Annotated in this window: 15 protein-coding genes; all 15 read left to right on the top strand. The window is 34.7% G+C overall.

Annotation, left to right across the window (positions count from 1 at the left end):
• Window positions 1-292 precede the first annotated feature (292 nt).
• The 15 genes from EHC72_RS02480 (at window position 293) to EHC72_RS02410 (ending at window position 12,995) form a co-directional block, all read left to right on the top strand.
• Complete coding sequence (locus tag EHC72_RS02480; RefSeq protein ID WP_131535906.1) at window positions 293-679, top strand: hypothetical protein; 387 nt, start codon at window positions 293-295, stop codon at window positions 677-679.
• Window positions 680-801: 122 nt separating this feature from the next.
• Complete coding sequence (locus EHC72_RS02475; RefSeq protein WP_131535905.1) at window positions 802-1,188, top strand: hypothetical protein; 387 nt, start codon at window positions 802-804, stop codon at window positions 1,186-1,188.
• A gap of 361 nt (window positions 1,189-1,549) precedes the next feature.
• Window positions 1,550-1,948, top strand: coding sequence for a hypothetical protein (locus EHC72_RS02470; RefSeq protein ID WP_131535904.1), 399 nt, complete (start codon window positions 1,550-1,552; stop codon window positions 1,946-1,948).
• Window positions 1,949-2,073: 125 nt separating this feature from the next.
• Window positions 2,074-2,553, top strand: coding sequence for a hypothetical protein (locus EHC72_RS02465; protein ID WP_131535903.1), 480 nt, complete (start codon window positions 2,074-2,076; stop codon window positions 2,551-2,553).
• Between the two features lie 544 nt (window positions 2,554-3,097).
• The gene (locus EHC72_RS02460; RefSeq protein ID WP_131535902.1) at window positions 3,098-3,553 is read left to right on the top strand and encodes a hypothetical protein; all 456 of its coding nucleotides are present in this window, start codon (window positions 3,098-3,100) and stop codon (window positions 3,551-3,553) included.
• 80 nt (window positions 3,554-3,633) lie between these two features.
• Window positions 3,634-4,071: a hypothetical protein gene (locus EHC72_RS02455; protein ID WP_131535901.1), complete on the top strand. Its 438-nt coding sequence runs from the start codon at window positions 3,634-3,636 to the stop codon at window positions 4,069-4,071.
• A 126-nt stretch (window positions 4,072-4,197) separates the two neighbouring features.
• Window positions 4,198-4,956, top strand: coding sequence for a glycosyltransferase family 2 protein (locus EHC72_RS02450; protein WP_131535900.1), 759 nt, complete (start codon window positions 4,198-4,200; stop codon window positions 4,954-4,956).
• Between the two features lie 99 nt (window positions 4,957-5,055).
• Complete coding sequence (locus EHC72_RS02445) at window positions 5,056-6,084, top strand: MraY family glycosyltransferase (RefSeq protein ID WP_131535899.1); 1,029 nt, start codon at window positions 5,056-5,058, stop codon at window positions 6,082-6,084.
• Window positions 6,085-6,243: 159 nt separating this feature from the next.
• The gene (gap, locus tag EHC72_RS02440; RefSeq protein WP_131535898.1) at window positions 6,244-7,245 is read left to right on the top strand and encodes a type I glyceraldehyde-3-phosphate dehydrogenase; all 1,002 of its coding nucleotides are present in this window, start codon (window positions 6,244-6,246) and stop codon (window positions 7,243-7,245) included.
• Window positions 7,246-7,249: 4 nt separating this feature from the next.
• On the top strand, window positions 7,250-7,681 hold the full coding sequence (locus EHC72_RS02435) for a GNAT family N-acetyltransferase (RefSeq protein WP_131535897.1): 432 nt from the start codon (window positions 7,250-7,252) through the stop codon (window positions 7,679-7,681).
• Window positions 7,682-7,697: 16 nt separating this feature from the next.
• On the top strand, window positions 7,698-8,891 hold the full coding sequence (locus EHC72_RS02430) for a phosphoglycerate kinase (RefSeq protein ID WP_131535896.1): 1,194 nt from the start codon (window positions 7,698-7,700) through the stop codon (window positions 8,889-8,891).
• A gap of 230 nt (window positions 8,892-9,121) precedes the next feature.
• Window positions 9,122-9,589 (top strand): division/cell wall cluster transcriptional repressor MraZ, encoded by a 468-nt coding sequence (gene mraZ / locus EHC72_RS02425; RefSeq protein ID WP_131535895.1) that lies wholly within the window; start codon window positions 9,122-9,124, stop codon window positions 9,587-9,589.
• Window positions 9,579-10,484 carry a 16S rRNA (cytosine(1402)-N(4))-methyltransferase RsmH gene (gene rsmH / locus EHC72_RS02420; RefSeq protein WP_131535894.1) on the top strand — a complete coding sequence of 302 codons (906 nt, stop codon included), beginning with the start codon at window positions 9,579-9,581 and terminating at the stop codon, window positions 10,482-10,484. Before mraZ ends, rsmH begins: the two co-directional genes overlap by 11 nt.
• Window positions 10,481-10,903, top strand: coding sequence for an FtsL-like putative cell division protein (locus EHC72_RS02415; RefSeq protein WP_131535893.1), 423 nt, complete (start codon window positions 10,481-10,483; stop codon window positions 10,901-10,903). Before rsmH ends, EHC72_RS02415 begins: the two co-directional genes overlap by 4 nt.
• Window positions 10,893-12,995, top strand: coding sequence for a penicillin-binding protein (locus tag EHC72_RS02410; RefSeq protein ID WP_131535892.1), 2,103 nt, complete (start codon window positions 10,893-10,895; stop codon window positions 12,993-12,995). The genes EHC72_RS02415 and EHC72_RS02410 overlap by 11 nt, the downstream gene beginning before the upstream one ends.
• Window positions 12,996-13,173 lie beyond the last annotated feature (178 nt).

Genomic DNA, 13,173 nt, shown 5'->3' with positions numbered 1-13,173 from the left:
ATAGGGGCGTTAACAAAAATAACGTTTAAAGATGTTTAAAAAAAGGATTACATCAAAAAACGCCAATTTATTCTTTTAAAAATGGGTATAAAGCTGATGAGTGCGTGAGGCTTTTTGGGTAAAAAACTCCCCTAAAAATATTCTCTTCTACAGTTATAAAAAGAGTATTTTTTATCCAAATGCGCTTAAAATGAGGTGTTTGGTCGGTTTTGTGTTTTTGGTAGGCATTGGTCTATAATTTGTCTTTACTGGCTTGTGGGCTAATCCCCATCCAAACATCCCAATTATTCAAATGAAAAAGATTTTCCCACTATTGATATTATTTGTTTTCGTATTAAACAATTCTCTGTTTTCTCAAACCCAAGGTTGCTTAGTTAATAAAACACTTTACACACATTACTACGGATATACCAGTGCCACGGTTTTATATTATGATAACGATGTATTGATTGCCTCTGATTGTGGTTGGACCAGAAGCTCATCAGGGCAATTTACTTGCTATGTTTATAAAGGTTCGGGCTCTATGTCCAGCACAAGTAGCTATAACGGACCATACCCTGGCGGTTACTTTACAACTATATCAAATTGCCCTATCGATAATCAATCATTTGGTTTGGTTCTAGTTGCTGGATTATTTGGTGTGTATGCTGTAAGAAAAAGACAGTTTTCCTTATTTTAAGGTGTTGAATATCAAACTTTTTTAGTAAAATCCTCAGTAAAAGTTAAAATATCATTTTGCTGTTGATATTTATCAAACGGTATCTGGTTTTTGTAGTATTATAGAGACTAAAAGTTTTAGTTTTGATTAAACTAATTTATTCAAAATTGAAATCTCTATCCCTATTCATCGTATTATTTTTTGCATTTTTTTTACAAGTTCATGCTCGCCAATGGGCAGTATCAACCAACAGCAGCGGCGGGTGTTTGCTCGATAGAAACGGAAACAATATTAGCTGCGTTGCAAGCCCAGCTTGTAAGTACGTAAACACTGGCGTAAGCAGAAATACATCACATTATACCGTTTGCGACTTTTATTTTATAATATGCTTTAGCAGCCACGAACAGTATTATACAGAGTATAATTATAATACCGAATGCCCTTTGGATGATTATACTCCACTTTTACTGGTAGGATTTGGTTGTTTAGGTTTTGTAGTTTTAAACAAAAAAAGTGTAAGCCAGACTTAACCGAGTTAACGATTGATAATTGCACATGATTAAAATAGACAGCGATTATTAATTAATATTATCTGTGAATAGTATCTAATATTTTTATTGTTTTTTGTGGATTTCCATGTACAATAATTTTTTTAGCGCAGAATTATAATTTGGAGTTTTAGAATAAAACATAGAATAACTTATTTGTCAATTACATAACTATACTTAACGGCAAAACGACTAAAACATTCCTCATTTTATTTCGTTATTTATGCTTTTTGTAATACTTATATTACAAATTTTGGGTAGTTTTGTCGAATTAACGTTGAATTGCATTTGATTTAACGCTGATTATAATTATTTCAAATTAGTTGTCTATTTATTATTTTTCATGAAGTTCCTATCTTTTGTGATAGTGGTATCGCTATGCCTTATATCTTTTTTTAGTAAAGCCGATGTGGGTTGTCAATCTAATTCCAGCCAAACAATTTATTTAAATAGAAACGGTATTAAAAATGGAGTACCCAATTATGATTATCGTTCCTCATCAGATCGGGTACCAATAAGTTCAGCATATTGTGTTACTGCTGGTAGTAATGGGCCAGGTAGTTGTTATATCACTTCTTATTTAAATACGGCAAGTGATAATCCTAACGGAATATTGGTTACTTTTTATTTAGTTAATTGCCCTATAGATAATTACTCATTAATATTGCTATTTTTTTGTGGCGCTTTAGGCTTTGATTTTTTATCCAATAATGAACCTAAAGAATCAATTTTAACTAAGTAAGATTTATTTATGAGAAAAAATAACGTCCATTTTGGCAATTTCTACAGCCAGTGAACGTTATTAATAGTCTAACTATTTAATTTGGTTAGATATACCCTTTTATTACTAGCTACTACCTTTTTTTTATGCGAAGACTGAAATTGCTATTTTACCTTTTTGTTGTCAATTCCTTATTTTTAATAAACAATGCCGAAGCGCAAAATCAAAAGCCTTTATCAGGGACAGGCTGTTTATCTGGAGGGAAAATTTATTATTCCTATATCGAAACCATTTTTCAATACAATGGATCAACAGTAACCGGCTTCCGGTATAGGTACAATAGTAATCTTTCTTATGATGCTTATGCCAATTGCGCTCCTGGTGACACAAAAAGTTATTATAGGCTAGGTTCAACAGCACAACAGCCAAGTCCAAACACAAATTCTAACACCAACATCGGTTGCGGTTTTGGTACCACTTACGATACCGCAAATAGTGGTACAATGTACTATTTCACAGTAGTAAACTGCCCGTTAGATGAATCTGCTTATGTTTTATTGGCAGCTATCAGCATTGTAGGGATTCACTTTATCAGGCAACGAAAGAATTATCAACCAATAATATAATAGCGTTATTATCTCTATTTAAAACACACTTCATAACACTGTTTCTGATACAGAAATCATATACTCGGAAATAAAATTTTCACTATTGATTATTTGCTTTCGCCTTGACTTTATTTTGCCTAATAGAGGCTATATGAGCTTAAATAACTAAATTAAAATGACTATCATCAATTTTGTTATTGATAAATGTCAAGCTATTTGATGAATAGTATTCTTTTTAGGAATATTTATTTTTGCCCTCAAATTTCAAAAACCTTGATTCCAGTTAATTATGGCAGTTTTTTATGTTTTTTGCTATGCTAGCATAATATAATTATTGTGTCACATTCATTTTATTCATTTTATAATTATTCCGTTTTTAATGACTTTTGTATTCATAATAATACGAAAATTAGTTGTTTTAGGAAAAAATGATCTCCCATAATTTTAACAAATACCATCTAAAAATCTATTCAGATTTTTATCCCCAACCATCCTTTTTTTATGGATCAAAATCTGGCTTATTATCTTTTTTGTTAAGCCCTAACTGCATTGTAAGATAATAATGCGTTCAATCTTAATTTTATTGATTTGTGTTTCCTTGGCTGGAGTAGCTTCAGCAACTAGGATAACAGTTACGGGTTGTAATAACGGAAGTTACATTTACATCACTTCTATTGGTTATACAGAATTTAGCGGTGAAATGCACCAAGTTTATGATTCCAATGGCCAAAAAATAAGGATTTATAATAATGAGGATGGCAAGGATTCTCCAAAATGTAATGAGGTAGCGGCAGCAAACATTTCTAATAATTATAATTCTCCTCAATGCTGGATAAACAGCTATGTTAACCCTAAAAATAACAGTACTGGAGTTAGTTGGCAAACCAATACAGTTATCACATATGATGATTGCTCTACACTAAATATGCCTTTAGATGATTATATTCCTTTGTTGATTTTACTGGTAGGAAGTTTAGGTGCTATTTTTATTAAAAAACAGCTGCTAGGCGTAAGCTAAGGCAGTTAATGAACAAAAAGAACGTAGGTAATTTAACTCATTTAGCTGTTATTTGAAAGTAAATCAAATAATTAGCACAAATGAATTTAAAGGGCATTCTTTTAATCGTAGTATGTTTGATCGTATTTTCCAATAATTTACAAGCTGCTGCCGGATGTTTAATTCCATCCACCAAAACTGTTTATACGCAAACAGACGATGTTGGTCTTGTTAATGCTTTACTTATTGCAATATTTGGAGGTGTTCAAGCGTATAAACCAAATCCTAATGAGCCGCAAACCTCTAATTGCGTAGCAAATAACCAAACCGTTTGGGTAGCAGGATCAAGTCCATGTAGGGTATGTCCAAGCGGTTATAACGTTTTAAACTTAGTTACTGGTTGTTCAGGTACAGCTTTAGATGGATTTGTAGCAAACTCTACAGTTGTTCAATGCAATTTGGATGATTACACCTTGCCATTAAGTTTAGGTGCTGGCTTATTTGGTTTTATGCTTATTCGAAAAAGAAATAAAGTTTAAATCTTTTCAAAAAACGCTTCTGTTAATTATTGTATGTTATTTTTTAGTTAGGTACTATAAAATTTTACTCCCGATAGTTATCTTTACCGCAATCACCCCCTATTACCTTATTGAGCTAGTTTAGCAATGAAGATATCCCTAATCACTGTAGTTTACAATGGTGAAAACTTCTTGGAAAAATGTATTGAATCAGTATTGGCGCAAGATTATGGCAATATAGAATACATTATAATAGATGGGGATTCAACTGATGGCACACGCTCAATAATCGAAAAGTACCGCTCAAATATTCATTTTTTTTTGTCAGAGAAAGATAAAGGTCTTTATGATGCTATAAATAAGGGTATTGCCTTGGCTACAGGTGATGTAGTGGGCTTGCTTAATTCTGACGATATGCTGGCTAATCAAAACGTTTTAAGCCAGGTTGTTAAGAGTTTTAGTATCAACCCCGCAGCTGATGGGCTTTATGGTAATCTCAATTATGTTAATGCCGACAATGATAAAATAATTAGAAAATGGATTTCAAAAACTGCCGATTTAAAGGATATTGAAAGTGGGTGGATGCCAGCACATCCAACCTTATATTTAAAAAGATCTTTGTTTGCAAATTATGGTGTTTATTCATTAAATCTTGGTACCGCTGCAGATTACGACTTAATATTGAGGTACTTCCATACACATCGAATTAAAACAATATACCTGCCCGAATTAATGGTAAATATGCGCACGGGTGGGGTGAGTAACCAATCTTTTAAGAGTAGGGTAGCGGCGGCGCTAAATGATTATAAGGCACTTAAAAGGAATAAGATTCCAAATCCGCTGTTGGTTTTATTCAAGAAGAAATTTTCAAAATTGAGTCAATTCACATCAGCTAGAGCAGTTTAGTTTGCGCTATATTTATTATATTTGATATAAATCATCCCAGTTTTGCTTAAAATCCTCCTAACAAACCATCCCGAATTCTTTTATATTGCAATAACACTAATGGCTTTCCTAATTGTGTTATTCAGTATTCCATCTGTCATTTATACTTCCTTAAAATACCATCTATTCGACCATAATGATCTGCATCGAAAAAATCATAAAAGAAATATTTCTCGTTTGGGTGGTTTGGCAATTGTAGGAAGTTTTACAATTAGCATTTTGCTTTTTTCGGCATTAATTAATTTTAAGGAAGCTAATTTTTTAATCGTTTCCTGCATTATATTAACTGCACTTGGTTTGAAAGATGATGTGCACGGAACAAATACCAGTACTAAATTTATCTTGCAACTTGTAGTAGCAATTATTCTCGTGTTTTTTGGAAGCTTTAGGCTTACCAGCCTTTATGGTGTACTTAATATTGGTGATATGAATATGCTATGGGGAGGTGTTTTTTCTGTTATTCTTATTATTTTTTTAAATAATGCATTTAATTTAATTGATGGGATAGACGGCCTGGCAGCAACAATTGGCATTATTGCAACATTTACTTTCGGGGTTTTGTTCGCTTTTATGGGCGCAATGCCTTATGCTTTTATTGCATTTGCATTAGTAGGGGCAATTGCAGGCTTTTTAAAGTTTAATTGGTACCCAGCCAAAATTTTTATGGGCGATACCGGAGCGCTGATAACAGGATTAATTTGCGCAGCACTTGCCATAAAATTTATAGAACTAAATAAGTTTACCAATACTTTTACCCCTAAATATTTCTCGGCGCCAGCAATCGCGGTTTCTATTTTAATCGTCCCGATTTTTGATTCATTAAGGGTTTTTTGCATCCGTATTTTAACCAGAAAATCACCATTTAAAGGAGATCGAAATCATATCCATCATCGATTAGAAAGATTGGGACTAAAACCCAACCAAATTGTTTGGCTTACCGCCGGATTAAATGTTGCTATTATTGGATGTACAATCTTACTTCAAAATTTAGGTAATTTTTTGCTGATTTTTTTACTTATTGGAGTCTGTGTCATATTTAATACAATAATTACCATCAGACTAAATAAAAATAATACCAAAAAAGTTTAAATTTCTGTCTGTATTTTTGTTTTAAAAATCTGTCATTCAGAAAGTTATTGGTTGTTGGTTTTGTGTTACCTAAAGCAACATAAATGCTTAATTTAATAACATGGTTTAGCCGTTCAAATATCAAAATAAACACTAATTTTGCGCTCTAATTTTATAAGAATGAGATTGGCGATTAATGGTTTTGGAAGGATTGGAAGAACATTTTTACGTTTGGCATTAGCCGAAGGATTTGATGTTGTAGCAATAAATGATTTAGCAGATGCTAAAACAATGGCTCACCTTTTTAAGTATGATACTGTTCACGGTGTATTTAAAGGTAAGGTTAATGCTGCGCCTGATGCCCTTTTAATAAACGAATTTTCTATTCCGGTATTTGCAATTAAAAATGCTGATGAATTGCCATGGGAGGCATTACGGGTAGATTTAGTTATTGATTGCACAGGTAAAAACTTAAATCGAGAATCTGCAGAAAAACACCTAACATCTGGTGCAAAGCAAGTTTTAATTTCCGCACCCGCTGCAGAAGATATTCCAATGGTAGTATTGGGTGTAAATGATGAAACATTAGATTTAAGTAGCTCTATTTTATCAAATGCCAGTTGTACAACCAATAACATAGCCCCAATGATTAAAATTTTGAATGATAATTGGGGTGTAGAAGAAGGTTATATTACTACAATCCACTCTATGACGGGGGATCAAAACTTGCATGATGCGAACCATAAAGATTTGCGCAGAGCTAGAGCCGCCTCGTCATCTATTATTCCCACTACAACAGGCGCTGCAAAAGCAATAACACATATTTTCCCCAATTTAGATGGCCGTTTAGGTGGCGCCGGTATCCGCGTTCCCGTTTTAAACGGCTCTTTAACAGATTTTACTTGCCTTTTAAAACAAAAAACGTCTGTTTCAGAAATTAATGCCGCATTTAAAAAAGCCGCAGATGGTGAATTAAAAAACGTACTAGAATATACCGAAGATCCAATTGTATCCGTTGATATTATAGATAACCCACATTCTTGTATATTTGACGCACAACTCACCTCAATTGTTGGCGATTTGGTTAAAGTGGTTGGTTGGTATGATAATGAATATGGTTATAGCAGCAGATTAATTGATTTGGTGAAAAAAATAACAACATTAAAAGAAAGCGTAAATTAAAAAGATGGTCAAATTTATTCAGCCTGAAGAAGTATTACCTTTAAGAAGTTTGGTTTTGCGTAATGGCAAGGCTTTTTCTGAATGTATTTTTGAAGGCGATAAGGAATATGATACCTTCCATTTAGGTTTTGTTGTTAATGATCAAATTAGATCGATAGCCAGCTTTATGAAAAATGACTTTTTTGAAGGCGAGGGTTCGGGTTACCAACTTCGTGGCATGGCTACACATCCAGATTTTGGTGGTAAAGGCTATGGCGCAGCACTTATTATTTTTGCTGTAGAATATTTAAAAGAATATCAAACAGACTATTTATGGTGCAATGCACGCTCCAGTGCCGCATCGTTTTATAAGAAATTAGGTTTTTCAACAGATTCACCCGAATTTGATATTCCAGGAATAGGCTTCCATTACGAAATGAAATTAAACTTAAAATAATCACAAAATAAAATATATGAAAACGATAGACCAGTTAAACTTTAAGGATAAAAAAGCCCTGATTCGTGTAGATTTTAATGTGCCTTTAGATGCAGATTTTAAAATCACAGATGATAAAAGAATGCGTGCAGCTTTGCCAACCATCACTAAAATTTTAAATGATGGTGGTTCTGTAATCTTAATGTCGCATTTAGGTCGCCCTAAAGATGGTCCTACAGATAAATATTCATTAAAACATATTCTTGGAGATCTATCGCGTATGTTGGATCTTGAAGTAAAATTTGCTGATGATTGCATTGGCGAAAGTGCTGTTAACCAAGCTAAAAACTTATTTCCAGGAGAGGTTTTATTGTTAGAAAACCTTCGTTTTTATAAAGAAGAGGAAAAAGGTGATGTTGCTTTTGCAGAGAAATTATCAAAATTGGGCGATGTTTATGTAAACGATGCCTTTGGTACGGCTCACCGTGCACACGCTTCAACAGCTGTAATCGCTCAGTTTTTTCCTGATGCCAAATATTTTGGTTATTTAATGGCTTCTGAAGTTGCAAATGCAGAAAAAATCTTGAACCATCCCGAAAGACCATTTACTGCAATTATGGGTGGTGCAAAAGTTTCTGATAAAATTTTATTAATCGAAAAATTATTAGAAAAAGTAGATAACCTAATTATTGGCGGCGGTATGGCTTATACCTTTGCTAAAGCCCAAGGTGGCGAAATTGGCACCTCACTTTTAGAGGCTGATAAACAAGAGCTTTCATTAGAATTGATAGCAAAAGCAAAGGCGAAAGGTGTTAACTTAATCTTGCCTGTTGATACCGTTATTGCAGATAAATTTGCAAACGATGCAGCTAAAAAAGATGTAGATTCTGGTCATATTCCAGCAGATTGGATGGGCTTAGATATCGGTCCAAAATCTGTTGCTTTATTTGAAGATGTTATTAAAAACTCTAAAACTTTATTGTGGAATGGGCCAATGGGTGTTTTCGAAATGGAAAACTTCCAGGTTGGAACAAAAGCTGTTGCTGAAGCTGTAGTTGCAGCGACAAAAAATAATGGCGCATTTTCATTAATCGGTGGTGGAGATTCTGCTGCAGCAATTGCAAAATTTGGCTTAGAAGATGAAGTAAGTTATGTTTCTACAGGCGGTGGTGCTTTGTTAGAATATATGGAAGGAAAAGAGTTGCCAGGAGTAAAAGCAATTAATGAATAACTAATTTATAGTCAGGCTGATAAAATTTATTTTTATAAGCTTTTAAAGCCTCGGCTTTTCAAAAACCGCCAAATTGATACCAATTTGGCGGTTTTTTTATTGTATTTTGCTGAGCTTTTTTAGGGGCTTGGTGGGAGAAATGTGGTGTTGAAAACTTTTTTGTGGTAAAAAGTGGTAAAATGTGGTAGAACTATTTACTTTTACACTACATAAAAAGTGTAGATACCACTATGACTCAACTTTTAGGAGAATTTGATTGCAAACTTGACGCGAAAGGTCGCCTTATGGTGCCTGCTTCGCTTAAGAAGCAATTGCCTGAAGCGGAGCGTGATGGGTTGGTAATTAACCGGGGTTTTGAGAAGCATTTGGTTATTTATCCTAAAAAAGTATGGGATGAAATTGTAGCTGATTTAAGTAAGTTGAATCAGTATGAAAAGAAAACCCGTGAGTTTATTCGCTTTTTTACACGTGGAGCGTCAGAGTTAACACTCGATGCCTCTGGTCGTGTATTATTACCAAAATCTTTATTGGAGTTTGCTGGCATCAGTGGTGATGTTGTTTTGGCTTGTCAATTTAATAAAATTGAAGTTTGGGCTAAATCTGCTTACGATGATTTACTTGATAATGAGCCTGAAAACTTTGCTAACCTGGCAGAGGAAGTGATGGGCGGAAAGAAAGGAGTTGTAGATGGAGAATAGTTATCATGTGCCGGTAATGTTGCAGCCTTGCATTGAAGGATTGAATATAAAGCCTGATGGGGTTTATGTTGATGTTACTTTCGGTGGGGGTGGGCACTCAAAAGAAATTTTAAAACATTTAGGTCCTAACGGAAGGTTGATCGCTTTTGATCAGGATTTAGATGCGCAAAAGAATATCCCTGTAGATGATCGATTTATTTTTATCGATCAAAATTTCGGATTTCTTAAAAATAACCTTCGCTTAAAAGGTTTCAGACAAGTAGATGGTATTCTGGCAGATCTTGGTGTTTCATCACATCAGTTTGATCAGGCAGATCGTGGTTTTTCTATTCGTTATAATGCTGATTTGGATATGCGGATGGATCAGCACGGAAAATTAACCGCTGCAGAAGTTTTAAATACTTATCCTGAAGCGCAGTTGCATAAAATTTTTGGCATTTATGGCGAGGTTAAAAATGCAAAATCTTTAGCGCGTGCTGTTGTTACTGCCCGTCTAGATAAGCCTTTTACGGATATTGATAGCTTTAAAACGGCTATTTCTGGTTTCATTCCAAAGGGAAAAGAAAATAAATATTTAGCGCAGGTATTTCAGGCTTTACGTATAGAGGTAAATGCTGAAATGCGTGTTTTGGAAGATTTTCTGTTGCAAACCGCTGATGTGTTGAAACCTGAAGGTCGTTTGGTGGTAATGTCTTACCATTCATTGGAAGATAGGCCAGTTAAAAACTTTATGGCGAAAGGAAAATTTCAGGGAGAGGTAGATAAAGACTTTTTTGGTAATCAGCAAAAGCCTTTCAATGTAATTACACGTAAGGCAATTGTAGCAACGGATGCAGAAATTGCGCAAAACAACCGGGCAAGAAGTGCAAAGTTAAGAATTGCAGAAAAGATATGAACAGGTTTAGGGAAGATATAGAAGAAGAGGAAGTAGGGCCCGAACCAGAGTTGAAGGCACCTCCAAAAAGGGCTAAAACAGCTGAAGAGAAAATGGATAGTAATTCATTTATCAGTAAGCTTTTTAATGATGGATTAGTAACGAAAGAGGCGGCAACAAATGCTTTGCCTTATTTGTGTTTTTTAGCCTTTTTGGGTATGGTTTATATTGCTAACAGCCATTTTGCTGTAAACAATGTGCGCCGCATAGATAAATTAAATAAAGAAGTAAAAGAATTAAGATGGGAGTATAAATCTTTAAAAGCCGACCTCATGTTTAAAAGCAAATTAACAGAGGTTGCTAAAAAGGTAGATACCCTTGGAATAAAAGAATTAATTGAGCCACCAAAAAAAATAATTGTTAAAAGCGATGAATATTAGAGCAAACATATTGCTTCGTGTATATCTGGCATTTGGCTTAATTGTGCTTTTTGCTTTGGCGGTATTTCTTCGCCTTGGTCAGGTGCAATTTGTACAGGGGCATAAATGGAAAGCTATGGCTGATAGTCTTTCTACAAGATATGTAAATGTTGAAGCTACACGCGGCAACATTTATTCTAACGATGGCAGTTTGTTGGCTACTTCGGTGCCTGAGTATGAGTTGCGTATGGATATGTATGCCGGTGGAATTCAGGATGATAAAGTTTTTAATGAAAAGGTGGATTCTCTGGGTATGAAATTATCTCAGCTCTTTCAGGATAAAACCCCTAAGGAATATGCCCGCTATTTGCGTACAGGCCGACAAGATAGTGCCCGTTATTTGTTAATTCATCGTAAGGTTGGTTATGCGGATTTAAAAACTATCAGAACTTTTCCACTTTATAATATTGGTAAGTTTAGTGGAGGTTTAATAGCTGTGCAACAAAATAAGCGCATTTTGCCATTTAAGGCGCTTGCAGCACGTACCATTGGTTATAAAAATGAAAATGTAAAAAATGGCGTTGGTTTAGAAGGCGCTTATAAAGAATATATTAATGGTGAAACCGGAAGAAGGTTAATGCAGCGTATTGCCGGTGGCGTTTATATTCCTGTTAACGAAGAAGCAGAGGTGGCACCTAAAGATGGAGCCGATATTATTTCTACCATTGATATTAATATGCAGGATTTGGCGCAAAGTGCGTTAGAAAAACAGCTTATTAAGAGTCAGGCAGATCACGGTGCGGTAATCGTAATGGAAGTTGCAACGGGCGAAGTAAGAGCGGTAGCAAACTTCTCAAAGGTATCTGAAGGTGTTTATAAAGAGCAGTTTAACTATGCAATTGCAGGTAACCAAGACCCTGGTTCTACATTTAAGCTGGCCTCCTACATGGCTTTGTTAGAAGATAAATTGGTAGATACAGGAACCTTAGTTGGTACCGGAACTTACCAAATTCCTGGGCACACTATCAAGGATTCTCATGGAAGTATTGGAGTGGTTACAGTGAAAAAGGCTTTTGAGCTATCTTCCAATGCTGCTATTGCTTATCTAGTAAACAATAGGTATAAAGACGATCAGTCTAAATTTACCGATCACTTATATAATTGGCATCTGAACGAAAAAATGGTGTTGCAAATTCCTGGTGAAGCACAGCCAGTTATTAAAACTCCTAAAAATAAAAGCTGGAACAAAAACATGACTCTTCCGCAAATGGCTTATGGTTATGAAATGCAGCTTACACCATTAAAAATGCTTTCGTTTTATAATGCTGTAGCAAACAATGGTAAGTATATAGCGCCAATTTTTGTTAAGGAAATTAGAAGATTAGGTAATCCTATTGAGCAGTTTAAAGCCAGGGTTATTAATCCCAAAATATGTTCTGATTTGACATTGAGTAAAATCAAAAAGATGTTAGAAGGGGTAGTTGTTGAGGGTAGTGGTAAGCAGTTTGTGTACAATCCTTTATATAAAATTGCTGGTAAAACTGGTACTGCTCAGGTGGCTGATGGCAATAAAGGTTACAAAGCTAAAAGACAATATCAGGCTTCTTTTGTGGGGTATTTTCCTGCCGAAAAGCCTAAATATTCTTTAATTGTAGTAATCAATGATCCCAGTAAAGGTTCATATTACGGTGGAGCAGTTTCTGGAGCTGTTTTTAGAGAAATTGCCGATAGAATTTATGCCAGTGATATGCAGATGTATAACGATGTGCAAACAACTTTGGTAGGTAATACTGGTAATCCACCAACTAAGGCAGGACAAAGCAAGGCCACTCAAAAAGTATATAAAGCATTTGGATTTAAACCACTTTTTGCGTCAAAATCCGAATACTATAATACAATTGATACCAGTGCTGGTACCGTATTTCAAGAAAATAATGAGCATAAAGGCGTAATGCCAAATGTGGAAGGCATGGGCTTAAAGGATGCTCTATACCTTTTAGGAAATGCCGGATTAAAAACAAAGGTAATTGGCTCGGGCAAAGTAGTTACTCAATCTGTACTAGCCGGCACAAAGGTTGGTAAAGGCTTGGGCGTAGAAATAATGTTAGAATAAATAATGATAGAATAATTGAATTAGAGAATGACCGAATTAGAGAATGATAGAATTGGCAAATGCCTGTAAACATTCACTCATTCAAAATTCATTCATTCAATAATTAGGAAAAAAATGATAGGACTAGAGAATGATAGAATTGGCAAATGCCTATAAACATTCACTCATTCAAAATTCA

Source organism: Pedobacter nototheniae (assembly GCF_004335085.1).
GTDB classification, from domain to species: Bacteria; Bacteroidota; Bacteroidia; order Sphingobacteriales; family Sphingobacteriaceae; genus Pedobacter; species Pedobacter nototheniae.
The sequence above is the reverse complement of the archived record's forward strand: the minus strand, read 5'-3'. Positions and strand labels throughout refer to the sequence as shown.